Annotated in this window: 21 protein-coding genes; 6 read left to right on the top strand and 15 right to left on the bottom strand. The window is 66.5% G+C overall.

Annotated elements, in window-relative coordinates:
* Positions 1-2: 2 nt before the first annotated feature.
* The 5 genes from IEX71_RS13355 to IEX71_RS13335 form a co-directional block, all read right to left on the bottom strand.
* Positions 3-1,409: an MFS transporter gene (locus IEX71_RS13355; protein ID WP_188837534.1), complete on the bottom strand. Its 1,407-nt coding sequence runs from the start codon at positions 1,407-1,409 to the stop codon at positions 3-5.
* Between the two features lie 137 nt (positions 1,410-1,546).
* Positions 1,547-3,127, bottom strand: coding sequence for an ABC transporter permease (locus IEX71_RS13350; protein ID WP_188837533.1), 1,581 nt, complete (start codon positions 3,125-3,127; stop codon positions 1,547-1,549).
* Positions 3,124-4,152, bottom strand: a complete 1,029-nt coding sequence (locus IEX71_RS13345; protein ID WP_188837532.1) for an ABC transporter ATP-binding protein — start codon at positions 4,150-4,152, stop codon at positions 3,124-3,126. The genes IEX71_RS13350 and IEX71_RS13345 overlap by 4 nt, the downstream gene beginning before the upstream one ends.
* 3 nt (positions 4,153-4,155) lie before the next feature.
* Positions 4,156-4,668 (bottom strand): GNAT family N-acetyltransferase, encoded by a 513-nt coding sequence (locus IEX71_RS13340; RefSeq protein ID WP_188837531.1) that lies wholly within the window; start codon positions 4,666-4,668, stop codon positions 4,156-4,158.
* 29 nt (positions 4,669-4,697) lie between these two features.
* Positions 4,698-5,735 (bottom strand): alcohol dehydrogenase catalytic domain-containing protein, encoded by a 1,038-nt coding sequence (locus tag IEX71_RS13335; protein ID WP_188837530.1) that lies wholly within the window; start codon positions 5,733-5,735, stop codon positions 4,698-4,700.
* Between the two features lie 240 nt (positions 5,736-5,975).
* Here IEX71_RS13335 and IEX71_RS13330 point away from each other — a divergent pair, with 240 nt between their 5' ends.
* The 3 genes from IEX71_RS13330 to IEX71_RS13320 are packed head-to-tail and all read left to right on the top strand — an operon-like array spanning position 5,976 to position 9,203.
* Positions 5,976-6,893, top strand: a complete 918-nt coding sequence (locus IEX71_RS13330) for a universal stress protein (protein ID WP_188837529.1) — start codon at positions 5,976-5,978, stop codon at positions 6,891-6,893.
* Positions 6,890-7,825 carry a universal stress protein gene (locus IEX71_RS13325; RefSeq protein WP_188837528.1) on the top strand — a complete coding sequence of 312 codons (936 nt, stop codon included), beginning with the start codon at positions 6,890-6,892 and terminating at the stop codon, positions 7,823-7,825. The genes IEX71_RS13330 and IEX71_RS13325 overlap by 4 nt, the downstream gene beginning before the upstream one ends.
* Positions 7,815-9,203: an MBL fold metallo-hydrolase RNA specificity domain-containing protein gene (locus IEX71_RS13320; protein ID WP_188837527.1), complete on the top strand. Its 1,389-nt coding sequence runs from the start codon at positions 7,815-7,817 to the stop codon at positions 9,201-9,203. The genes IEX71_RS13325 and IEX71_RS13320 overlap by 11 nt, the downstream gene beginning before the upstream one ends.
* Before the next feature lie 39 nt (positions 9,204-9,242).
* On the opposite strand, the gene narI is transcribed toward IEX71_RS13320, so the two are convergent.
* From narI to IEX71_RS13295, 5 genes are read right to left on the bottom strand one after another with little or no spacing between them, the layout of a single operon-like run.
* Positions 9,243-9,992: a respiratory nitrate reductase subunit gamma gene (gene narI / locus IEX71_RS13315; RefSeq protein ID WP_188837526.1), complete on the bottom strand. Its 750-nt coding sequence runs from the start codon at positions 9,990-9,992 to the stop codon at positions 9,243-9,245.
* Positions 9,992-10,666, bottom strand: a complete 675-nt coding sequence (narJ, locus tag IEX71_RS13310) for a nitrate reductase molybdenum cofactor assembly chaperone (protein WP_229749714.1) — start codon at positions 10,664-10,666, stop codon at positions 9,992-9,994. Before narJ ends, narI begins: the two co-directional genes overlap by 1 nt.
* Positions 10,667-10,707: 41 nt before the next feature.
* Complete coding sequence (gene narH / locus IEX71_RS13305) at positions 10,708-12,372, bottom strand: nitrate reductase subunit beta (RefSeq protein WP_188837524.1); 1,665 nt, start codon at positions 12,370-12,372, stop codon at positions 10,708-10,710.
* A gap of 21 nt (positions 12,373-12,393) precedes the next feature.
* A complete protein-coding gene (locus IEX71_RS13300; protein WP_188837523.1) occupies positions 12,394-16,074 on the bottom strand; it encodes a nitrate reductase subunit alpha in 3,681 nt (1,226 codons plus the stop codon).
* Positions 16,071-17,285, bottom strand: coding sequence for an MFS transporter (locus IEX71_RS13295; RefSeq protein WP_229749713.1), 1,215 nt, complete (start codon positions 17,283-17,285; stop codon positions 16,071-16,073). Before IEX71_RS13295 ends, IEX71_RS13300 begins: the two co-directional genes overlap by 4 nt.
* A gap of 396 nt (positions 17,286-17,681) precedes the next feature.
* Between IEX71_RS13295 and IEX71_RS13290 the strand changes: the two genes are divergently transcribed.
* Together IEX71_RS13290 and IEX71_RS13285 are read left to right on the top strand one after the other, a co-directional pair.
* Entirely contained in the window at positions 17,682-18,350 is a 669-nt protein-coding gene (locus IEX71_RS13290) for a hypothetical protein (RefSeq protein WP_188837521.1), read from the top strand.
* Positions 18,351-18,522: 172 nt separating this feature from the next.
* The gene (locus IEX71_RS13285; protein ID WP_229749712.1) at positions 18,523-18,957 is read left to right on the top strand and encodes a hypothetical protein; all 435 of its coding nucleotides are present in this window, start codon (positions 18,523-18,525) and stop codon (positions 18,955-18,957) included.
* A gap of 68 nt (positions 18,958-19,025) precedes the next feature.
* On the opposite strand, the gene IEX71_RS13280 is transcribed toward IEX71_RS13285, so the two are convergent.
* The 4 genes from IEX71_RS13280 to IEX71_RS13265 form a co-directional block, all read right to left on the bottom strand.
* Positions 19,026-19,472 (bottom strand): pyridoxamine 5'-phosphate oxidase family protein, encoded by a 447-nt coding sequence (locus IEX71_RS13280; protein ID WP_188837520.1) that lies wholly within the window; start codon positions 19,470-19,472, stop codon positions 19,026-19,028.
* A gap of 38 nt (positions 19,473-19,510) precedes the next feature.
* A complete protein-coding gene (locus IEX71_RS13275; protein WP_188837519.1) occupies positions 19,511-20,164 on the bottom strand; it encodes a response regulator in 654 nt (217 codons plus the stop codon).
* A 6-nt stretch (positions 20,165-20,170) separates the two neighbouring features.
* Complete coding sequence (locus IEX71_RS13270; RefSeq protein ID WP_188837518.1) at positions 20,171-21,898, bottom strand: sensor histidine kinase; 1,728 nt, start codon at positions 21,896-21,898, stop codon at positions 20,171-20,173.
* Positions 21,899-21,965: 67 nt separating this feature from the next.
* On the bottom strand, positions 21,966-22,874 hold the full coding sequence (locus IEX71_RS13265; RefSeq protein WP_188837517.1) for a universal stress protein: 909 nt from the start codon (positions 22,872-22,874) through the stop codon (positions 21,966-21,968).
* A 145-nt stretch (positions 22,875-23,019) separates the two neighbouring features.
* On the opposite strand from IEX71_RS13265, the gene IEX71_RS13260 reads away from it, so the two are divergent.
* Positions 23,020-23,466 (top strand): pyridoxamine 5'-phosphate oxidase family protein, encoded by a 447-nt coding sequence (locus tag IEX71_RS13260; protein WP_188837516.1) that lies wholly within the window; start codon positions 23,020-23,022, stop codon positions 23,464-23,466.
* Between the two features lie 121 nt (positions 23,467-23,587).
* Here the strand turns inward: IEX71_RS13260 and IEX71_RS13255 are convergent, their stop codons facing one another.
* Positions 23,588-24,640, bottom strand: a complete 1,053-nt coding sequence (locus IEX71_RS13255; RefSeq protein ID WP_188837515.1) for an alpha-hydroxy acid oxidase — start codon at positions 24,638-24,640, stop codon at positions 23,588-23,590.
* Positions 24,641-24,656: the final 16 nt, after the last annotated feature.

Genomic DNA, 24,656 nt, shown 5'->3' with positions numbered 1-24,656 from the left:
GGTCACACACTCGCGTCTGAACAGCCATGGCTGGCAGGGCCTTTGGTCCCGGGGACGTCGGCCAGACCTCGCCGCGCTGACGCAGCGCCGGCCGGCGGTGCCGCGGCCGTGAGTGCGGTATGCCGAACAACCGTCACGGCCAGAGCAAGAGCGCCGAGCGAGCAGGCGGCGAGCAGCCACATGCCGATCGCATAGGACCGTGTGGCGCTGTAGATGTAGGCCATCACCAGCGGTGGCACGAAACCGCCGAGGCCGCCGGCTGCACCGACCAGGCCGGTCACTCCACCGACTCGGGCCTGGTCAGCAACCTGTGCGATGAACGCGAATGTCGCCCCCGACGCGGCACCCAGCGCCCCGGCCAGAACCAGGAAGACCGGTGTGCCGTAACCGTGCAGAGGCGGCTCACCCGCTGCGAGGGCCGCGCACCCTGCAACTACCGCGAAGCAGCTCGCGAGCACCGGGACCGAACCGAGCCGGTCGGCGAGGGTGCCACCGATCGGTCGCATGATGACCGCGATGATGACGAACCCCGCCATCTTCGTCGCGGCATCCGCTGCACTGAGCGTGTAGGTGTTCTTCAGGTAGAGCGGCAGGAAGACCGAGAACGCGACATAGCCGCCGAACCCGATCGTGTAGAGCACGCCGGCCTGCCAGGTGACTGGCAGCTTGGCGGTTCCGATGAGGCGCTTCACCAAGGGTGTGGTCGGTATGGCGCGCTCCGGCGCGTCGCGCAGCAACAGGTGTGCGGCGACCGCATAGAGCGCCAGCGCGACGGCGACGACGACGAACGGTGTCGACCCACCGTGTGACTTGAAGAGATTGACCGTCGTGAAGGCGCTGATGGCCGTGCCGCCCATGCCGGCGCCGAAGATGCCGATCGCCATACCGCGCCTCTCCGGCGGGAACCACCCGTTGACGAACGGCACTCCCACCGCGAACGACGTGCCACCGATACCCAGGAACACACCCGCGATCAGCATCGCGACCAGGGAAGACTGCGCCCAGAAGCCGAGCACCAGAACCGGAACGATCGTCACCGCCGAGACCAGCGGGAACATGACACGCCCGCCCCACTTGTCGGTCAGCGCCCCGACCGGGATCCGGCCGAGCGACCCGACGACCACCGGCACGGCGACCAACAGGCTCGCCTGGCCGGCGGTGAGCGGGTGGTGGTCGCTGAACGGCAACCAGTGCAGAGCCTTGTCGTAGGCCGCCGGCGCGAGCTTGTGCTTGTCGGGGCTGAAGAGCGGGCCGAGCGGACTGATCAGTGCCCACGCCCAGAAGTTGATCGCGAATCCGACTGTCACCAGGGCGAGTTGGAACCATGCGCCGCGCCTGACCGGCTCGGCCGCGCTTCCAGCAGGCTTGTGCCGCCGAGGTCTCGTCGCCGAGGTGGTGGACGCGAACATGGTGAAACTCCTTGGGTGTCAGTGCGAAAGTGAATGTCCGACACGGCTGCTCGAACGTATCCACTGTCGCCGGTGCGCGACCCTTCCGACATGGACCAAAGTCCCGAAGTCGGGACTTGCGCGAAACCCGTGTGTTCTCAGTCGATCTGGCGATGCATGAACAGGTAGCTCCCGGCCGCGGTCAGGAGCGCCGCAACGACGGTCGTCGCCGTGACGGTCGCGAGATCGACGCGGCTCGCGGGGAAGGCGGCGAGGTGGTCGAAGGGCGACCAGGTGCGCATCCAGGCCGGCAGGGACAGAAGGCCACCGAACTGTGCGACGGTCCCGGCCAGCACGAGGAGTGCCCAGCTGATCGGCGTCCAGGCTGCGCGGATCCCGAGTATGAGCACACTGACGGCGATGGTCGCCCACATGGCCGGGAAGGTGACCGCGGCCGACCGCAGCAGCGCGATCATGTCGAGTCGGGTACCGGACGCGGTGACCCGGTCCGCCAGTCCGATCAGCCCGGCGAACACCAGCATCAGGCCGGCCGGCAGAGCGACGGCGCCCACGACGTATGGCGCGAGCAGCCGCCTGCGGCTGAGCGGCGTGGCGAGCAGTTGGTCCAACCGCTGAGCACGTTCCTCCGCGGCCAGGTGGCCCGTCACGGCGATACCCGATGCAGTCGCGATCAGTGCACAGATCGAGATCTCGGTCGCCAGATAGAGGTTGATGAACGACCCTTGTCCGCCGCCGAGCGTGCGCAGCATGTCCTGCACCGCGGAGTCGGCCGATGCCGTCAGAGTGCTGGTCAGGCTGCCGACGACGATGCCGAGCAGGCCGAAACACACGAGCCACCCGGCGACGGTGCCACGCAACAGTCGCCAGGTCAGACCCGGTGCTCCGTGGATCCGCCCGCGCCCCCTCCCCCGACGTGACTGCACCAGGCCGGCACCGAGGTCCCTGCGGTCCAGCAGCAGGTATGCCGCCTGCACGAACAGCGCGAAGACGACCACACCGGGAATCACGATCCACCATCTGTTCTGTGCGAATGGTGCTGATTTCTCGGCCCATCCGACGGGGCTGAGCCAGCTCAACCCCGGATCGGTGGTGTCACCGATCATGCGAACCAGGTAGAGGACGCCGAGCGCCCCGAGACCGAGTTGTCCGGCGCCGCGAGTGCTCCCCACGACCTGCACGCTGACCGCCGCGATCCCGGCGCCGGTCAGCCCGACGACCGTCACGCACAGGCCGAAGTCCAGGGCCCCGCCGACCGGTGCACCGACGAGGCAGAGACCGATGGTCGACAGTGCTGCGCCGGCCAGGACGGCCCCCGCCGCGAGCACGAGTGCGGCGCTCAGTGCAGCGTGCCGGCCGACGACTTGCCCGCCGATCAGTTCGGCCAACCCCGATTCCTCATCGGCGCGCGTGTGCCGGCGCACGATCACCTGCGCCAGGACCGCGACGGCCAGTCCGGCGGGGAGCAGCACCTTGGCGACGCCCATGGCGTCGATGGATGCCGCGTGCGGGAGCTGCCCGTAGATCGCCACGAACGCCTTGTTGCGCATCGTGGCGACGAGCCCGGCCGGGACAGTGGCACCGTGCGGGTAGAGATCGCGGGTCGCCCGGTCCGAGGAAGCGACCAAGAGGGTGACCAGCAGCAGGGTGACGGTGACCATCGCCCGGTCTCTGCGCAGGGCGACCTTCAGCAAGGTGGCGGTTCCGGCGTTGTGGTTCATGGTGCCGACCGGAACTGTTCCAGGAAGAGCTCTTCCAGCGAGGGAGGCGTGCACACCATCGCGGTGATGCCGTTCGGGTTCAAGGCGGTGACCAGGTGGCCCACCTGGTCCGGGGCGGCGGTGAAGGTCAGTCGGCAGTGTGCCGGACCCGAGCCGGGCAGCTCACTGAGAGCGACGTTCTGCGGTCCGTCGAGCGTGGCCAGTTGACGCTGCGTCGGAGCGGTCCGCAGATCCATGCGCACCTCGGTCCGGGCCAGGCTCCGCAGCCGCTGGAGACTGTCGCTGCTGACAGCCCTCCCGGCGCGCAGCATGGTCACCGAATCGGCAACCTCCTCCACGTCGCTGAGGATGTGGCTGGACAGCAACACGGTCTGGCCCTCCTGCTTGCGCTCGGCGAGCACTTCCTGGAAGGCACACGTCATCAGCGGGTCCAGGCCCCGGGTCGGCTCGTCCAACAGCAGCAGGCGGACATCGGCGGACAGCGCCGCCACGAGCGCAACCTTCTGGCGGTTCCCGGTCGAGTAGGTGTGTCCTTTGCGCGTCGGGTCCAGCTGGAAGCGCTCGATCAGCTGGTCACGTCGAGTTCGCCGCACACCGCCTCGCAGGGAACCGAGCAGGTCGATCGCCTCGCCACCGGTCAGGTTGGGCCACAGGGCGACGTCACTGGGCACGTAGGCCAGGCACCGGTGCAACGATGTCGCCTGCGACCACGGATCGAGCCCGAGGACACGCGCGCTGCCGGAGTCCGCACGCAACAACCCGAGCAGGATGCGGATGGTGGTCGACTTCCCGGCGCCGTTCGGTCCGATCAATCCGTGCACCTCCCCTTCTCTCACTCGCAGGTCGAGGGCGGCGAGCGCGGTGGCATCGCCATACCTCTTGTGCAAGCCGCGAATGGTGATCGCGTCCAGGGTGATCCGCTCCTCACTCCGATCGTTGCCACTGTCATGGACTTGGAAAATCGGTGTCCGGGACCGGCGTGCTTGGTGTGTCCCGGTGGGGCGCCCCACGAAGTCGTGGCTCATCTTCTACACCTCCGCGTTGACGTGGGTGGACCAGTGATGCACGGCGGCGTTCACCGGCACCGTGACGGTGATGACGCCGTCACGGAGTTCTCTTGTGGCATCGGGCAATTCGTCGGTGACGAGTTCCAGCATTCGGTGGTTTCCCGGTTCGACATAGGCGTTCAGGACAGCCAGCTGCTGCTGGCGCGCGTTGCGCAACAGGGCTGCCAGCAGCCGCGTCCCGACGCCGTGCCCTTGAGCACTGTCGTCCACGGCGAGCCCGAACTCCGCACTGTTGTGCGCGGCTCGATGCAACGAGCCGACACCGATGACCTTGCCCGTGTCCCCGGTCGCCACCACCGCGTACATGGTTCGCTCCGGGTCGCCCAGCGCATCGACATAGCCCACCGCCGGCGAGCGCGACACCGACAAGAACCGGTAGTACGTGGATTGATCGCTCCACCGGTCGAACAGCGCACGCACGGCGGTGCCGTCCGTCGCGCGGAAAGGACGGATCCGGACGGTTGCCGGTCGCATGGGTACCTCCGAAGATGGCTGCGGTCCGGTCAACGGGTGAGGACGACCTTGAGCGCGTGCGTGTCACCGGCACGGGAGAAGACGTCATACGCCTCGGCGAATTCGTGCAGGGCGAACCGGTGCGTGACGAACCGGCCGGTGTCCAGCAGGCGACGTTGCAGCAGCCGCAGCAGCATGGGTGTCGACGACGTGTCGACCAGTCCGGTGGTGATCGTGACGTCACGGGGCCACAGCTGTTCCAGGTGCAAGGTGGCCGGCTTGCCGTGCACGCCGACGTTGGCGACCCGACCGGCGGGACGGATCAGTTGGGTGCACAGCTCGAACGTCTCGGGGATGCCGACCGCTTCGACCGCGACATCGGCACCCAGTCCGTCGGTCAGTTCTCGCACGACAGCGGACGGGTCGTCGTGAGTGTTGTCGACCACGACGACGGCGCCGAACCGCTGCGCAGCATCCAGGCGCGCCGACTCCCGGTCGACGGCGATGATCCGGGACGGGCTGAACAGCCGGGCACTCTGTATGACGGACAGGCCTATCGGACCGGCGCCGACCACGACGACGGTGTCACCGGGCTCGACACCACCGTTGAGGACGCCGACTTCGTAACCGGTGGGTCCGATGTCGGCGAGCATCAGCGCTTCCTCGTCACTGACGTCCGGCGGGATGAGGTGGGTCGAGCGATCGGCGAACGGCACCCGCACGAACTCGGCCTGGGTGCCGTCGATCGTGTGGCCGAGGATCCAGCCACCGCCGCCCTGACACAACCCGTAGCGCTCCTGCTTGCAGTAGCTGCAGTTCCCACAGGCGGAGATGCAGGAAACCAGCACGCGGTCCCCGACGCTGCGGGTGGTGCCGGAACCCACCGCGACCACGGTGCCGACCGCTTCGTGGCCGAGGATCCGGCCGGCCGACACCTCGGGCACGTCACCGCGCAGGATGTGCAGGTCCGTGCCGCAGATGGTGACGGCGTCGACCCGGACGACGGCGTCCGTGGCGGACTCGATCACCGGCCGGGGTACTTCGTCCCACGACTTGCCGCCGTCGCCGTGATAGACGACGGCGTGCATCGTCTCAGTCCCTGCAGCCGACGCCATTCGCGTTGGCGCTGTTGATGATTCGCTGCTGATTGTCATGGGTGAACCCTTCTTGTCGCGGACCCGTCACCGATGAGTACACGCCGGGCAGAGGGGCGGTGCACAGGGACCAATGACCCCTCTTCCACCGCGAACTGAGGACGTTGGTCCCTGGCCCGGTGCGAGGCGTCGGCCGAAGCTGGACCGGACAGCACACAACGGAAGGGGTTCCCGATGGACACCGATGTCCCCCTCGGCGCGGTTCTGGTCGGCTTGGACGAGTCGGCGCACAGTGCACGTGCACTCAGTTGGGCGGCTGACGAAGCCCGCCGGCGGCACGTCCCGCTACATCTCATGCATGTACTGGATGATTTGGCATGGGTGCATCTGGTTGCGGAGGGCACCCCGTACCCGATGCGAAAGGTCGTCGGGGATGCGCTGGTGATGCTCCGGGACTGGGATCCCGACCTGAAGGTGACCTGGTCGCAGCGCGCCGGGGATCCGGCAGCCCGGCTGGCGATCGGCGCCCAGGCCGCCCGGATGACGGTCATCGGCTCGCACGGCCGCGGTGCGGTGAGCCAGATTGTCCTGGGTTCGGTGGCGACAGAGCTCATTGCAGAGACGCGATGCCCCGTGGCCGTCCTGCGCGCGGACACGCCGATCCCGCGGCCGAACGCGCCAGTGGTCGTCGGCATCGGAGGCGACAAGTCGTTCACCGCTGTGCTGGATGCAGCGTTCGAGGAGGCCCACAGCCGACAGGTCGACCTGGTGGTCGTGCACACCTGGAACGTCGACGCGTCGACGGTCGTCGACGGCCTCGAACTGGAAGGCCTGCCCGAGTCCGAGGCCCGGAGTCATGAGACGGCACTCCTCCAACGAACAATCGCGGCTCACGCACGTAGCCATCCGGATGTCGGGGTCACTGTGCACGCGGTGCATGACGGCGCGGCGCGGACCCTGCAGCACTATTCCGCCGGCGCCGCCCTGCTGGTTGTCGGTTCTCGGGGTCGTGGCGAGATCGGCGGCGCTGTCCTCGGGTCGGTCAGCCAGGACCTGGTCCGGTCTGCCGCCTGCCCCGTACTCGTGGTTCGCGGGGGAAGAACGACGATGGCTGTCGCAGCCGACGAGAGGCCGGCGGGTGCGCGGTCATGAGCACAGTCGAGAACGCCGGCACCCCCTCGCACCCGGCTGTGCACCAGATGGAACGCGGCGACAAGTCATCGATCCCGGCCCACGCGATCGTGGTTGGTCTCGACCATTCGCCACAGAGCACGGCCGCTCTCGAGTGGGCCACCGCCGAGGCCGTGTCGCGCGGCCTTCCCCTGCACCTGATGCATGCGGTCCAACCTCCGCTGTGGCCCGACTCGCACGGCACGAGTGAATTCGAGTCGGACCCGGCGGGTTGTGTCACCGAGGCCCTGCGGGCCCTCACCGACAGCGGTGCCGGAGTCGCCGTGACCTGGAGTCAGCCGTACGGCTCGGCGCTGCCGGCGCTGACCTGGGCGTCCCGTTTCGCCACCCTGGTCGTCGTCGGCACTCGCGCGCACGGACCGCTGCAACAAGTCGTGACAGGTTCCACCGCTGTCGAACTGGTCGCCGATGCGCGTTGCCCGGTCGTCGTGGTGCGGACCCGACCCGGCGGTCTTCGGTCGGGACCCGTCGTCGTCGGTTTAGAAGATGGCACGAGGGACCACGACGCGCTACAGGCAGCGTTTCGGGAAGCCGAGGCAGGTGATCGCTCGCTGGTAGTGGTGCACGCGACTGAGTACGGATTCCTGGAGCGCGGGCGTATCGAACGGATCGTGGCCGCGACGGCACAGCATCATCCGGCCGTCGGCGTGGAAATACACGTCACCGACGGTCACCCCACCGAGCTGCTCGTAGCACACAGCGAACGGGCTTCTTTGCTGGTGCTGGGGTCCCGTGGCCGTCACGAAGTATCCGGGGTGGTGCTGGGCTCTGTCAGCCAGCCTGTCCTGCGGCATGCCGCGTGCCCGGTTCTGGTCGCCCGGGAAGGAACCGTGCGGCCCCGTCATACGGTCACGGAGGCCGCCACCACCGAAGGGATCGCTGATGAGCAATAGTGCAACACCAGTCACCTTGACCTTTGACGGTGCCGTGGGCACCGTCACCGGCAGCATGTTCCTGCTACATCGTGGCGGTCATGACGTGCTCGTCGACTGCGGCATGTACCAAGGCGATCGGCAATGGCGGCAGCGGAATTGGCAGCGGCTGCCCTTCTCACCCACGGACATCGACGGCGTGGTGCTCACCCACGCCCACCTCGACCATTGCGGCCGGCTCCCGCTCCTGACCCGGTCCGGTTACCGCGAGCCCGTGTGGTGCACGCCAGGAACCTCACGGTTGGCGCCGCTCGTGCTGCGCGACAGCGCGCACCTGCAGGAGCATTATGCGCAAGCAGCCTTCACCGGCCAATTCAGCCGACACCGGGTGCCGGCACCGCTGTACCGGTCAGCTGATGCCGATGACGCCAGTAGGTTGCTGACACCGGTGGACTACGGCGTCACACAGAAGATCGTCGACGACATCACCGTCACCTTCACCCGAGCAGGTCATATCCTCGGAGCCGCGTCGGCATTGGTCGACCTTGGCGGTGAAACCGTTTTGTTCTCAGGGGATCTCGGTCGCAGCGGCCATCCCATCCTGTTGCCCCGCCAACCGCCGCCCGCGGCCCGGACCGTGGTCCTGGAATCAACCTACGGCGACCGCACACACCCTCCCATCGCCGCCCACGACGTGCTCGCTCAAACCGTTCGGGACACCGTCCGACGTGGCGGATCGGTGCTGATCCCTGCCTTTGCGCTGGACCGGACCGAGATCGTGCTGCGCACGCTGGACGACCTCACCCGCTCTGGGCTGATCCCTCGTGTACCGGTGTATGTCGACAGCCCGATGGCACTGGCTGCCTGGGAGATCTACCGGAACCCGTCGATGCGTCACGAGCTACGTCTCGATCTACCGGACGCCATCGCCGGTGGTCTCGACCTGCGGCTGGCACGCAGCGCGCAGGAGTCCATCGTCCTCAACACACCCCCCGAACCCTCGATCGTGGTGTCCGCGTCCGGCATGGGAACCGGTGGTCGGGTCGTGCACCATCTGCTGTGCATGCTGCCCCACGAGAGGAATGCCGTCATCTTGACCGGATACCAAGCGTCGGGCACTCCGGGGCGCACACTCACCGACGGCGCGACCGAGCTCAAGCTGTACGGCCGCTACGTGCCCGTGCGAGCGACCGTGGCTGTCGACGAGGGCTTCTCGGTGCATGCCGACGCCAACGAGATCGTCTCCTGGTTGCGGGAGATGCCCACGCCGCCCGAGGTCGTCTACCTGGTCCACGGGGAGGACGAATCGAGACGGGCACTGGCTCGCCGGATCCGCAAGCAGACCGGATGGTGTGTGGTGGTACCCACGCTGGGGGAAGTCGTACGGCTCGACAGATAGACCGGAAAGGCTCTCCGGTCTATCTGTCCTGACCGCGAACTACTTCTTCTGCAGGGTCGGTTTGTCCCAACCACGTTGTGGCGCACGAGATCCGGTGCCCTGACCGGGTCGCTCGTCGCGCGAGCGGTAGACGATGTAGGGCCGGGTGAGGTAGCCGATCGGTGCACTGAAGACGTGGACCAACCGGGTGAAGGGCCACAAAGCGAAGAGGACCATCGCCACCATGGCGTGCAGTTGGAAACCCCAGGGAGCCTCACCCATCAGGTCCGCATCAGGGTTGAACGTCCATACTCCGCGGAACCAGAGGCTGACGCCTTCGCGGTAATTGTATTCACCGCCGACGTGGAACAGCCCTGATGCCAACGTGTTCCAAACACCGAGCACGATCGCAGCAGCGAGGAAGACATACATCACCTTGTCCATCTTCGTGGTCGCCGAGAAGACCGGCCCAGTGACGCGACGGCGATAGACGAGGATGACAAGACCCGCCAGTGCGATGAGACCCGCCGGGATCCCGCCGGCCAGCGCGATGATGTGGTAACCGTGCTCCGAGATGCCGAGGGCATCGGTCCAGACCTTCGGGATGACCAGGCCGATGATGTGGCCGCCCAGCACACCGAGCATGCCGAAGTGGAACATCGGACTCCCCCAGCGCAGCAGGTTGTTCTCGTAGAGCTGTGAGCTGCGCGTCGTCCAGCCGAACTTGTCGTAGCGATAACGCCAGAAGTGCCCGACGATGAACACCGCAAAACACAGATAGGGCACGATCACCCAGAGAAAGAGGGCCATCAGGACGCTCCTGTCCTCGGCATGCCGAGATCGATGGGTGTGGGTCGCGGGTTGAGCCGCGGGTCCAGGCTGTATGGCGAGCTGTCGATGCCCACGTCCTCCGAGGGCGGGCCGGCGGCTATCAACGCGGCGAGCGCGACTTCGTCGTCCTCACCCAACGATGGAAGTGTCGTGCGCAGCGCCTCGACCACTGGTAGCCAACGGGATTCGCGTCGCACGAGTGCACGGTGCAGCAGCTCGACGCCGACCCGGTGATCGTTCAGCAGCTTCCATGCGGTGTCCCTGCTGGTGAACGCACCGAACTCCAGCAGGACCGGTAGGAAGTCGGGCAGCTCGCTGCTGTCATCGGCCAGCTCGACCCCTGCGTGCCGGTAAGCCTGCTTGAACTCCACCAGTTCGACCCCACGCCGGCGTGTGTCGCCGCTGCTGAAGTAGGTCAGGTGCAGGCTGCACTTGCGGGTGACGTCGAAGGTGTCGACGTAATCGGCCTGCAGGTCCGCCAGCGGGATTGCCGAGGCGTCGTCCAAGAACATAGTCAACTGACCACCGATGCCCGAGGGCAGCTGCAGCGCGACCTCGCGGATCGTCGAGAACGATCGCACCGCTTCGGCGTCAGGGTATTCCAGCAGCAGCGAGACCGACTGCCAGGCTGCAGCCAGCACATCGTCCGGCAAGCCGGTGGTTGTCCGTCGATGACGTTGCCAGCGAAGGGGTTTCATTGCTTCGGCCCGTCGTCCGGATGCTTCGGGAAGAGACCCTCGGGCATCCCGCGACCATCCCAATTGAGCAGGTTGACCCGCCCACGCTTGGAACCGCCAGTGACCGACGCGTCGTGGTCCGAGGTCTGCCGCTCCTTGAGCATGTTGAAGTTCTCGATCGCCACCGGAGTGAGCGCCCCCTGCCCGGATCCTTCACCGAACGGACTGCCCTGGTCGTAGTCGCCGACCGCACATTCGGTGGCCAATTCCTCGAGCCCGTGGGCTTGTTCGCTGTGCGCAGTCGGTATGACGTAGCGCTCGTCATACTTCGCGATCGCCATCAGGCGGAACATTTCGTACATGTCCTCCGCGCTCATGCCGACCGATGCGGCGATCTCCTCGTCCGGGTCCCCGCCGAGGTTGATGTCGCGCATGAACGAACGCATCGCGGCCATCTTCCGCAGCACCTTGTCCACGGTCGGGACGTCGCCCGCGGTGAAGAGATTGGCAAGGTACTCGACCGGGATCCGTAGAGCGTCGATCGCGGCGAAGAGATTGCCCCTGTCCTCAGCGTCGTAGCCCGTCTCCTTGACGACGTCCACGACCGGAGACAGCGGCGGGATGTACCAAACCATCGGCATGGTGCGGTATTCCGGGTGCAGCGGCAGCGCAACCCGGTAGTCCATGATCAGGCGTCGGACCGGTGACTTCTTGGCCGCCTCGATCCAGTCCCCGGGTATGCCGTCCGCCTCCGCGGCGCGCTGCACCTCGGGGTCGTACGGGTCGAGGAAGCAACCCACCTGAGCCTCGTAGAGGTCCTGATCGTCCTCGACGGAGGCGGCGTCGAGCACCCGGTCCGCGTCATACAGCATGATGCCGATGTAGCGCAGCCGGCCGACACACGTCTCCGCGCACACGGTCGGGATGCCGACCTCGATCCGCGGATAGCAGAAGGTGCACTTCTCGGCCTTGCCGGTCTTGTGGTTGAAATAGACTTTCTTGTACGGACATCCGCTGACACACATGCGCCAGCCGCGGCACTTGTCCTGATCGACCAGGACGATGCCGTCCTCTTCGCGCTTGTAGATCGCACCGCTCGGGCAGGATGCAGCACACGCCGGATTGAGACAGTGCTCGCAGATGCGCGGCAGGTAGAACATGAAGGTCTGCTCGAACTCGAACTTCACCTTGTCCTCGATGCCCTTGAGCATCGGGTCCTTCACCGCGTGCTCGCCGGACCCTGCGAGGTCGTCGTCCCAGTTACCCGACCACTCGACATTCATCGGCTTGCCGGACAACAGCGAATAGGGCCTGGCCACCGGGTAGTTCCTGGTGACCGGCGACTCCAGCAGCGTCTCGTAGTCGTAGCTCCACGGCTCGTAGTAGTGCTGGATGCTCGGCAGCTTCGGGTTGCTGAAGATGCTGGCCAGCTTCTTCAGCCGGTTCCCCGATTTCAGCGTCAACCGCCCGTTCCGACGCAGCTCCCAGCCGCCCTTCCACTCGTCCTGGTCCTGCCAGGTGCGCGGGTAGCCGAGGCCGGGCCGTGTCTCCACGTTGTTGAACCAGACGTATTCCATGCCGGCCCGGTTGGTCCACGCCTGCTTGCAGGTGACCGAGCAGGTGTGACAGCCGATGCACTTGTCGAGGTTCATCACCATGGACATCTGTGCCATTACCTTCATGATCGAAACCCCTCTCCCTGCTCAGTATTCGACCGGTGTAGTGCGCTTGCGGATCATGGTGACCTCGTCGCGGTTGCTGCCGGTCGGACCGATGTAGTTGAAGAAGTAGGACAGCTGCGCGTAGCCGCCGATCAGGTGACTCGGCTTCATCATGATCCGGGTCATCGAGTTGTGTATGCCGCCGCGCTTCTGATCGCGCTGGGTCAGGGGCACGTCGATCAGCCGGTCCTGCGCGTGGTGCATGTAGACCGTGCCCTCCGGCATGCGGTGCGACACGATGGCGCGGCAGGCGACGACGCCGTTGCGGTTGACCATCTCCACCCAGTCGTTGTCCCGGATGTCCACCTTGGCGGCGTCCTGGTCGGAGATCCAGACCGTCTGACCACCACGGGACAACGACAGCATGAAGAGGTTGTCCTGGTATTCGGAGTGGATCGACCACTTGTTGTGCGGCGTGAGATAGCGCACGGACACACCGAGTTCGCCGGTTGCGCCGATCTCCGCCTCGCCGAAGAGTCGGGTCATGTCCAGCGGTGGTCGGTAGGTCGGTAGCGCCTCCCCCATCGCCAGCATCCAGTCGTGGTCGAGGTAGAAGTGCTGCCGTCCGGTGAGGGTGTGGAAGGGCTTGAGCCGCTCGATGTTGACCGTGAACGGGCTGTAGCGTCGGCCACCGGTCTCCGAGCCGGACCACTCCGGAGTGGTGATCACCGGTTGCGGTGCCAGCTGGGTGTCGGCGAAAGTGATTCTCCTGCCTTCACTTTCGGCTGCCAGGTCGTGCATCCGCTGGCCGGTGCGCTGCTCCTGGGTGCGGAAACCCTGGGTCGCCAGATGCCCGTTGGTCGCACCGGACAGCATCATGATCATCTCCGCGACCTGTATGTCGGTGTCCAGTCGCGGCCGGCCGGCCGCCGGTCCGGTGGCGACGACACCGTGCTCCTGGCGCAGCTTCTCGACCTCGGCGCCGACGTCATACGTGATCCCCTTGCAGGTCGTGCCGAGCGTGTCCAGCAGCGGGCCGACCGCAGTCATCTTGTCGTAGACCGCGGTGTAATCGCGCTCGACCGGGATCAGCGCCGGCATCGTCTTGCCGGGGATCGGGTCGCACTCGCCGAGCTTCCAGTCGCGCACCACGCCGTGCGGGGTGGCCATCGCCTCGGGGGTGTCGTGCCACAGCGGTTTGACGACGAGGTCCGTGCGCGTGCCGAGGTGGTCGACCGCCAACTCGGAGAAGCGTTTTGCAATCTCCTTCCAGGCGTCCCAGTCGGTCTTGCTCTGCCAGGGCGGGCTGATCGCCGGGTTGAAGGAATGGATGAACGGGTGCATGTCCGTCGTGTTGATGTCGTGCTTCTCGTACCAGGTCGCGGCCGGCAGCACGACGTCCGAGAACAGCGTCGAGCTGGTCATTCGGAAGTCGATCGTCATCAACATGTCCAGTTTGCCGTCGACGATCTCGTCGGCCCACGCGATGTCCCGCGGACGCTGCTCCGGCGCCGCTTGGCGAGCAGTGACCGCACCCTCCGCACCGAGGAGGTGCCTGAGGAAGTATTCGTCGCCCTTGGCGCTCGAGCCCAGCAGGTTGGAGCGCCACAGAGTCAGCACCCGTGGGTAGTTCTCCGGGTTCTCCGGCTCCTCGAGCGCAAACTTCAGCTCGCCCGACTTCAGCTTGTCGACCACCCAGTCCTTCACGTCCACACCGTCTTTCGCGGCGAGGTCGGGGATCTCGATCGAGCTCTTGTCGAAGGTCGGGTATGACGGCGACCAGCCCATCCGCGCCGACTTGAGCAGCAGGTCCATGATGGTCTGCCCCGGAAAGGCGCTCATCCCGGCACCGACCGTGTCGGCCAGGAAGGTGTCATAGCGGTACTGACCGGTGTGGACGTACCAATACGCAGTCTGGGTCATGTGCCGCGGCGGCCGTGTCCAGTCCAGCGCGAACGCGGCGTTCTGGAAGCCCATCAGCGGGCGGACCTTCTCCTGCCCGACGTAGTGGGCCCAACCACCGCCGTTACGGCCCTGACAGCCGGTGATTGTGGTGAGCATCAGCATCGCCCGGTAGACCAGATCGGAGTGGTACCAGTGGTTTGTCCCGGCACCCATCAAGATCATCGAACGACCTTGTGTGTCAACAGAATTGCGAGCGAACTCCCGCGCGATCCGCGCACACGCCTCCGCCGGGACGGAGGTGATCTCCTCCTGCCAGGCCGGCGTGTAGGGCACCCGCGGGTCGTCATACCCCTCCGGCCACACCCCGGGCAGACCCGGTCGACCCACGCCGTACTGCGCCAACATCAGGTCGAAGACTGTCGTGACCAGGTGCTCCCCAACGCGTATGACGGGCACTCCGCGCTCCTCGTGGACCGCCTGGCCGTCGGGTGCGTCGAACCGCGGCAACCGCACCGCGACCGACTCCGCTGCTTCGGACCAGAAGGACAGCTGCGGTTTCAGGTTCTCCAGGTCGAGGTTCCACTTGCCGACACCCTCGTCGCCGAACCGGTGCCCGAGCGTGCCGTTCGGCACGACGGGTGCACCGGTCCCTTCATCGAACACGACCGGTTTGAAGAGCGCGTTCTCGCTTGTGCGCGCAGCGTTTTCGAAGTCGGCCGCGACGAGGTTCTTGCCCGGCTTCCAGCTGCCGTCCTTCTGTCGTTCGACGGTGACCAGGAACGGCAGGTCGGTGTATTTCTTCACGTAGTCATCGAAGAAGTCGACGTGTCCGTCCACGAAGAACTCCCGCAGCACGACGTGTCCCATCGCCATCGCAAGGGCCGCGTCGGTGCCGGGTGCCGGAGCCAGCCACTCGTCGGCGAACTTCACGTTCTCGGCGTAGTCGGGGCTCATCACCACGACCTTCTGGCCGCGGTAACGGGCCTCGGTCATCCAGTGCGCGTCGGGCGTGCGGGTGAGGGGCACATTGGTGCCCCACATGATCAGGTAGGCGGCGTCCCACCAGTCGCCGGACTCGGGAACATCCGTCTGGTCACCGAAGATCTGTGGGCTGGCCACCGGCAGGTCGGCATACCAGTCATAGAAGCTGAGCATCGGCGCGCCGATCAGCTCGTTGAACCGAGCACCCGAGGCGTAGCTGACCTGCGACATGGCCGGGATCGGCGAGAAGCCGGCGATCCGGTCGGGGCCGTGGCGCTTGATCGTGTAGACATGCGCGGCGGCGATCATCTCCACCGCATCCGCCCAGGATGCACGGACCAGGCCGCCCTTGCCGCGGGCTTTCTTGTAACGAGAAGCCTTTTCGGCGTCCTGCACTATCGACGCCCAGGCGACGACCGGGTCGCCGTACTGCGCCCGCGCCTCCTGGAACATGGTCAGCAACGTCGCTCGCACGTAGGGGTAACGCACCCGCGTCGGCGAATAGGTGTACCAGCTGAAGGCCGCCCCACGGGGGCAGCCGCGCGGCTCGTACTCCGGCTTGTCGGCGCCGGTGCTCGGGTAGTCGGTCTGCTGCGCCTCCCAGGTGATGATCCCGTCCTTGACGTAGACCTTCCAGGAGCACGAGCCGGTGCAGTTGACCCCGTGGGTGGACCGGACGACCTTGTCGTGACTCCAGCGATCCCGATAGAACGAGTCTCCCGCGCGTCCCCCCTCGGCATACATCGCCCGATGATCGTCCGACACCTGCGCCCGGGTGAAGAATCGTCGCGTTCCGACCAGTGCGTCGGAAAGCTTGTCGTCCAAACCTGCGCTCATATGGATCGCTCCTCCAGAGTTGTGCGGCGTATGACGGTCAGCGTCAGCACCAGCGTGAGCGCCGCGCAGATCGCGAGCAGCCACATGCCGATCGCATAGGAGCGCGTCGCGCTGTAGATGTAGGCCATGACCAAAGGTGGCACGAAACCGCCGAGTCCGCCTGCTGCTCCGACAAGTCCGGTGACACCGCCGACTCGGGCGGGTTCGGTCGCTTGGGCGATGAGGGCGAACGTTGCACCGGACGATGCACCCAATGCCGCGGCCATGATCAGGAAGACCGGCGTGCCGAAGCCGCGCAACGGTGGCTCGCCTGCGGCGATCGCGGCGCACACCGCGACAACTCCGAAGCATGCCGCGAGCACCGGGATCGACCCGAGCTTGTCGGCGAGTGTGCCCCCGATCGGTCGCATGATGACCGCGATGATGACAAATCCGGCCATCTTGTTTGCAGCGTCTGCCGCGCTGAGCGTGTAGGCGTTCTTCAGGTAGAGCGGCAGGAAGACCGAGAACGCGACGTAACCGCCGAACCCGATGGTGTAGAGCACGCCGGCCTGCCAGGTGATCGGCAGCTTCGCCGTCGAGAGGAGCCGCTCGGCGAGCGGAGTCGTGGGTGCGACTCGACCCGGTGCGTCGCGCATTACGAACCAGGCGATCACCGCATAGACGGCCAGTGCGATGGCGACGATGACGAACGGGGTGGACTGTCCGTGCGCCTTGAAGATGTTGACGGTCGTGAGCGCGCTGATGGCCGTGCCGCCCATGCCGGCACCGAAGATGCCGATCGCCATACCGCGCCTCTCCGGCGGGAACCACCCGTTGACGAACGGCACACCGACCGCGAAGGAGGTGCCGCCGAGACCGAGGAACACTCCAGCGAGCAGCAGCGCAACGAACGAGCTCTGCGCCCAGAAGCCGATGACCAGCACCGGGATGATCGTCAGCGCGGAGATGATCGGGAACATCACGCGGCCGCCGAACTTGTCGGTGAGGGCACCTGCCGGGATGCGTCCGATCGAGCCGACGATCACCGGCACCGCAACCATCAGACTGGCCTGGCTGGCAGACAGCGGCTGATGATCGCTGAACGGCAGCCAGCCCACCGCCGTGTCGTAGGCGCCCGGCCCAAGCTTGGACTTGTCGGGGCTGAAGAGCGGTCCGAGCGGACTGATCAGCGCCCACGCCCAGAAGTTGATCGCGAAACCGACTGTCACCAGAGCGAGTTGGGGCCCAGGATGATCGCGGATATGTCGTCGACCGGCGGATGGACCAGCCGAATCCGATGACGCGGACATAGATGCCTCCTTGCTGCCGAGCGTGCCAGTCGAAGTCTTCATCGCAGCCACGACATGCCGTGGGTGCGCAGTTCCCCGTGCTGATTATGGTGCCGCCGCAAGACACCCGGTAGGGACTGAAGTCCCGGGTCCACAGCCGGGACCGCGCGTGTTGATCGGACGACGCTGCCAACGCCTGGGCCGGGCGATCGTGCGGCGACGTCTCGGGACCTTCGCCCCTCCACGGCCGGGGCACGCCCTCCCATCCTGAAGACCCATGTGCACTCACCTGACGCGAGAAGAACTCCGATTCGCCCACCCCTGGCCGGGTCTGACATGACGTACCTGGTCGTGTTCGCAGTCGTGTTCGGCATCAATCTGCTCCCGGCCTTCGGTCCACCGACCTGGGCGGTGCTCGTCCTCTTCTACCTGCACGGCGATCTCGTGGAGATCGCACTGGTGCCGACAGGCGCCGTCGCAGCAGCAACCGGGCGAGTGGCGCTCGCTCGGGCAACCCGCGGGATCGGGCAGCATCTTCCTGGAAAGCAGCGGCGCAACCTCGCAGCTGCCGGTTCGGTATTGCTGGGGCGCCGTGCCGGGTCCGTTGCCGCGCTCGCACTTTTCGCGCTCTCGCCCATCCCATCGGCGCAACTCTTCGAGGCCGCAGGCCTCATTCGCGCACGCCTGACGACGTTCACCGTCGCCTTCTTCGCCGGCCGGCTGGTGAGCTACAGCATCTATGTCGGCGGCGCCCACGCTCTCAAAAGCACCGACGCCTCCGAGGTGATCACCGGGTCGCTCACGTCCCCGGTCGGAGTGCTGCTGCAGCTCGTGATGCTTGCGGCGCTGGTGGCGCTCGCCCAGGTCGACTGGGGAAAGCACCTACACCCGTACCCGTCCGGTCGCAGCTCCGACGCGGTGACGGCGCAGGACACGGGACTTTCGGCTCTGCCCGACCCGCCCGAGCCACGCGACGCTGATCCTGTCATCGAAGACCCGTCATGACGGGCGAACAGAGGAGAACCCCATGAGACTTTCCGCGCCATCGAGACACCGCCACACGCCGCCAGCGCGTGTCGGTCTGCACGTGAGCCGCCCGGCCGGACCGGCGGCCCGGCCGAAAGCCTCGTCGCCCCGTCGTTACCTGCTCGCACTCCTCCGACTCAGCCTTGGGTGGGTGTTCCTCTGGGCCTTCCTCGACAAAACGTTCGGACTCGGACACGACACCACCGGCAAACTGGCCTGGATCCACGGCGGCAGTCCCACGTACGGATTCCTGCACTTCTCAGCAGCAGGTCCGTTCGCCGGCACCTACCGACAGGTCGCCGGACAGGCCTGGGCCGACTGGCTCTTCATGCTCGGCCTCCTCGCGATCGGCGTCGGGCTCTGCGCCGGCATCGCCATGCGCGCATCCGCCGTCGCCGCCGCCACGATGCTGGTCCTCATGTGGTCGGTCGTGCTCCCGCCGGCCAACAATCCCTTCATGGACGACCACCTCATCTATGCGATCGCAATCCTTGCGCTACCCCTCATGGACGCCGGTCACACGCTCGGACTTGGTTCCTGGTGGCAGCAGACTGCGATCGTCAGGCGCTTTCCGGTGCTTTCCTGAATCGGTGCACCACCGAACGGGCTCGACGAACGCCAGGACGCCGAGCCCGTTGCCATGTGGTGTGCAGTTCATCGGTCGCGATGTCGTCGGTCCGCGCGGTCGGCACCTGCGATGCGAAAGCGTCGGCCGCTGATGGTGCCCGGCTCGATCCGGACGAAGAAGGGCTTCGCGCCCTCTTGCCACGGGACGAGCGGCAACTGCAACGTATGGAGGACGTCGTGCAGTTGCTCCACCGATGACGCGAACCCCTTGATCACGACGCTCCACGCCTCGCGTGAGTCCTCGTCGTATCCGTCCACCTCGAACGCCACGTGGTGCCCGATCGCCCCCGCGAGCTTGGTGCCGGCTCCAGTCCGGACCACCACCGTCTGATGATCTACCCAATGGTTGAGCGGGAAGATGTCCGGCCGATCGTCAACGGTCACAGCCAACCGGCCGACCGATGCCGAACGCACCAGTTCCCAGCACTCGCCGGCGGAGAGGTGACTGACCGAGCCGGAACTCTGACTGTTCATGGTTCAAGTGTCCACTGTCGCCACGTTGCCCGCGCAGGTCAGGCGTCTCGACCTTGCCCGCGCTCCGAGTGGGTGATAGCGAAGATCGCTGCCTGGGTGCGTCGTTCCAGGCCCAGCTTCGACAGCACGGATGTGACGTAATTCTTCACCGTCTTCTCGGCGAGATGAAGGTGCTCGGAGATCTCCCGATTCGTCATGCCGCGCGCGATGTGATCGAGGATCCGCCGTTCTTGCGGTGTCAGCAGCTGCAACCGGTGATCCGTTGGAGCCGCCGCCATCCAGCGTTCACGCAATCGATCTGCGTCCCCTTCGCGCAGCAGATTGCGTCCGGTGGCCACGGCACGCACTGCGTCGGTCAGGCTCGGGCCCCTGATGTCTTTCAGCAGATAGCCCGCGGCACCCGCGAGAACAGCCGCTTCGAGGGCGTGTTCATCGTCGTACGAGGTGAAGATGAGGGCGCGCAGCGCCGGGACCGCGGAGCGCGCGTCGCGACAGACATCGATACCCGAACCGTCCGGGAGTCGTGCGTCGAGCACCGCGACGTCGGGCTGCAGGATCACGATGTCGCGTCGCGCTTCCGCGGCGGTCCCGGCGTCACCGACCACTTCGAAGTCCGGCTCCGCGTCGAGCAGCTCACGCACACCTCGCCGTACGACCTCGTGATCGTCGAGCAGGTAGATTCGAATCGCCATGTGCAGTCAGCCCTTTCGCTGGGTGCCGATGGAAAGTGGAATGGACCAGCGCAGGACCGTGCCGTGCGGGAGCGCGGGCTCGACGACCAGCGAGCCGCCCCGTGCATGGGCGCGGTCAGCGAGATTGGCCAGGCCGCTGCGACGTGGCCCGGGTGCTGCACCGTTGCCGTCATCGGCGACCGTGACCCTGAGTGATGAGTCGCAGTCGATCGTTGCAGTCACCGAGTTCGCATTGGCGTGACGAGCGACGTTCGAGAGGCCTTCTCGCAGGACTGCGAGAAGGTCCGAGGAGATCTCCTCGGGCAGCGAGTCCAGTGGCCCGTGAATGACCAGTTCGGGTCGGAACCCCAAGGTGCCGGCCACACCTTCCGCCAGATCGCTCAGCGCCCCCGACAGCGTCGGACTCTCGATGCGATGCAGCTCGAAGATGGCTTGGCGGATGTCCTTGATGGCTCGATCCAGGTCTTCCACCGACGCGTCGATCCTGGCGCGCACGGTCGGATGGGTGGCGAGCCGCCCTGCCGCTTGCAATGACAGCCCCGTCGCGAAGAGGCGTTGGATCACGTGGTCGTGCATGTCACGGGCGATCCGGTCACGATCCTCCAGCAACAACAGTCGGGAGCGGTCGTCCTGCGCACGGGCCGCGAGCAGTGCGAGTCCGGTGTGCTCCGCCAGTCCGGTCAACAGGTCGATCATCTCTGTCGCGACCGACTCCCGCCCGGATACCCATGTCACGACGAGCACACCGACGTCTTCACGTCCGACTGTGATGGGCAGCAAAGCGACGGGGCCATCGCCGTCATTGACGATCTCAGCCACTTCTGCGGTCAGGTGCTCGTCCGGAGGCGGACCGTCCTCAGCCGCTTCGCCGAGTAGGACTGTCTTTCCCGCCCGGACGATCTGCCGCCACGCCGGGGCGTGCAACTGCGTCTCCTGACCTGCTGCCGCACCACCTTCGGTGACCACCACGAGCTGGCCGAGTTCGTCGTGAAGGGCAGCGAATCCTGCACTGGCATAGGCGTGTTGGACTGCGGCTGCCACCAGGAACGACATGGCTTCGCTCTCGGATGATCCCTCCAACAGGCGCTGGCTCAGCTCACTGGTGGTCTCAACCCAGGCACGCTGCCGCCGAGATCGTTCGTACAGCCGCGCGTTGTCGATCGCCACGCCTGCGGCCGCCGCCAGCGCAACCAGGATCGCCTCGTCGTCGTCGGTGAAATCGCCGCCGTTCGCCTTCTCGGTGAGGTAGATGTTGCCGAACACTTCATCCCTGATCCGGACCGGCGCACCGAGAAAGGTGTGCATCGGCGGGTGGTTGGGCGGAAACCCATAGCTCGACGGATGCGCGGACAGGTCCGGCAACCGCAGCGGCATCGGCTCCCGGATCAGCAGGCCCAGCACGCCCTTGCCGTGGGGCAGGTCACCGATCGCCGCCCGTTCGTCTGCGGTGAGCCCCAGGGTGATGAACTCCACCAGGTGCTCCTTGTCGCGGTCGATGACCCCGAGCGCTCCGTAGCGGGAATCGACCAACTCGCACGCAGCGCGGACGATCCTGGAAAGGACTTCACTCAACTCAAGGTCGGCGGTCACCGCGATCACGGCGTCCAACAGGTGGGTCAACCGTTCTTGCGCCCGATCCGACATCTGAGCCCGCGCCCGAAGCTCGCCGATCAGATCGTCCAGATCCAACGCGGACGGGGTCGGCATCAGCCGGGATCGCTCGTCATCAGGCATGTTGCCAGCGTAGGGATCGCGACGAACATCCGGCGAAGAACGGTGGGAATCGCGCACCCAGCGGGCTTCACGCTGTGCTGTGCTGGTGATTGGTGCGCTTGGCGTGCCCGATGTGCACCGCCGGCACCACGGCGACCGGGCAGTGAGAGCGCCGTATCGCACCTTGGCTGACGGACCCCAGCACAAGACCGGCCAGCTCGTGATGCCCGCGGGTGCCGACCACGAGCAGAGATGCGCTGGCACTGCGCTCCACGAGCGCGCTCGTGGAGGGCGCGCACACGACATCGCCTGTCACCTGGACCTTCGGATGCCGCGAGCGACCGTCGACCAGGGCGCTTTCGAGAATGGTTCGGTAGTGCCGATGGATGGATTTCATGTCCCCTCCGGGCATCGGCACGCCACTGGCGAAGTCCATCCGATCCAACTGCCAGCACAGGACCGCTACGAGCGGTAGCCCCCGGCGCTCCGCTTCCGCGAAGGCGAAGTCCAGCGCGGCTACCCCGTCTGGCCGGGCGTCGACACCTACGACGATCGAACCCCTTTGCTGACGGTCCGAGAGGGCATGGCGGACGACGACGACGGGGCAATGTGCCGATGCGGAGACCTGCGTCGTCACGGACCCCAGGACCGCGCCACGCACTGCTCCTGTGCCACGAGACCCCAGCACGATCTCGCTCGCCACTGCCGACGCGTCAACGAGGGCCGGGACCGGCGACTCGGACGGCTGCGACCAGCTGACAGCGAGGTTGGGGTGATGATGGGCCACGACACCGAGTGCTTCATCGCAGATGTTGTCGATCGGGTCCTCGGTGACGGTCATCTGGTATGGCGACATCAGTGCGCCCTCGGCGTGCAACAGATGCAGCGGTCGGTCGGCTGCGTCGGCCGCCCGTGCAGCCCATCGCAATGCCTCCCAACTCTGCTCCGAGCCGTCGACGCCGACGACGATCGCGTCGGTCGGAACGTGAATGGTCATGGCGTTCTCCTTCAGTGGTGTTCGCGGGTGGTTCACCACTCCAGGTTCCTTCGCCCCGGGGGACTGAACGAGGGCCAAAGGTCCCGACTGTGACCCGGGACCAAGGGCCCTGCCCACCAGCGGCCGGCCGCGGGACCCTTACGGCATGAACACCACCAGCGAACACTCACAGACAACCGACCTACCGGTGTCGGACTGTTGGGCGCTGCTGCGATCTGTGCCGGTCGGCCGCCTCGCTGTCAGCGTCGACGGCCGCCCCGATGTCTTCCCGGTCAATCATCTGGTCGACCACGGCACGATCGTGCTGCGAACCGGTGCAGGCACCAAACTCGCCGCCGCCGACCGACACCCGGTCGCGTTCGAGGTCGACGGATACGACGCGGACAGCGCGCAGGCGTGGAGCGTCGTCGTCAAGGGAACCGCCAGATCGGTCGAGCGGTTGCACGAGGTGCTCGACGCCCTGCAACTGCCGGTCTTTCCGTGGCAGGACGGCCCGAAGCCGACTGTCCTGCGTATCGAACCCGACTCCATCACCGGCCGTCGCATCCAAGTCAGCGGCGGATACACCGCGACGCCCACGCACAACGCCTAGGAGAAAGGATGATGCGACTGCGCGAGGTCCGCGCGCCATTACCCTTACCGGTGCTCCCGTGTGGCGACGGATGGCTCGCAGTTGCAGGATCCTGTTGATCCCGGCCTTGGCCCGTCCTCGGTCAGCGCGTTGTGACCATCGACGGATCGAGGTCCGCCGGCGACCTCGCGCCGGCCAGGCCCATCGCGTGGCGGAGTTCGTCAGTCAGCTCCTGCAGGACGCTCGACACCGCCTCACGACCCCCTGCGGCCAGCGCCCACATGACGGGCCTGCCCAGCATCACCGCACTGGCACCGAGCGCGAGGGCGACAAGCGCGTCGAATCCGTCACGCACTCCGCCGTCAACGATCACCGGACACGAATCGTCCAGGGCAGCAAGGACTTCCGGGAGCGCGGTAGCCGTCGGGACAGCGCGATCGAGCTGTCGGCCGCCGTGGTTGCTGACCCAGACCCCGGACGCCCCGGCTTGCACCGCCACAACAGCGTCATCGCCGCGCAGGACCCCTTTGACGATCACCGGCAGTCCGGACGTCTCAGTCACCCACCGGACGTCGTCGACACTAAGATCCGCACGCTGGTCGATCTGTTCCCAGATGTCGGGCACCTCGTCCGACAGGTGGTCGCGGACGTTGATCAGTGCCTGGTCGTCGCTCAGCGGCAGCGGGCGGCTCAGCGCTGCGCTGCGCGCCCGGTGGCCGACGTATGGCGTGTCGACGGTGAGCACCATCGCGGTCGCGCCGGCAGCAGCGGCGCGTTCGACGAGCGCGGCGATGACCGATCGTTCGCGCATCAGGTAGACCTGGAACCACCACGGCCCGGCGGCAGCAGCCGCGACATCCTCGATGCGACGCGTGGACCGGCTCGACAGGACCAACGGCGCGCCGGCCGCTGCCGCACCGGCGGCCGTCGCGACCTCACCGTCCGGATGCAGCAACTGATGGAAAGCTGTGGGAGCGATGCCGATCGGAGTCCGCCACCGCCCGAAGAGATCGAGACCGGTGGTCACTTCCGAGACGTCGCGCAACACCCGGGGTCGTAGTCGGTAGCGGTCCCACGCGTCGTGTGCTTCGCGCACGGTGCGCTCGTCACCGGAGCCTCGGCTCAGATAGCTCCAGGTGTCCGCCGACAACACCTGCTCGGCCCTGGCCCGCAGCTCCTCGAGTTGCGCGTGCATCGCGTTCCCTTCCTCG

It is taken from the genome of Flexivirga endophytica, from assembly GCF_014640635.1.
Taxonomy (GTDB): Bacteria; Actinomycetota; Actinomycetes; order Actinomycetales; family Dermatophilaceae; genus Flexivirga; species Flexivirga endophytica.
Note: the sequence above shows the minus strand (reverse complement) of the source record. Positions and strands in the feature narration are given on the sequence as shown.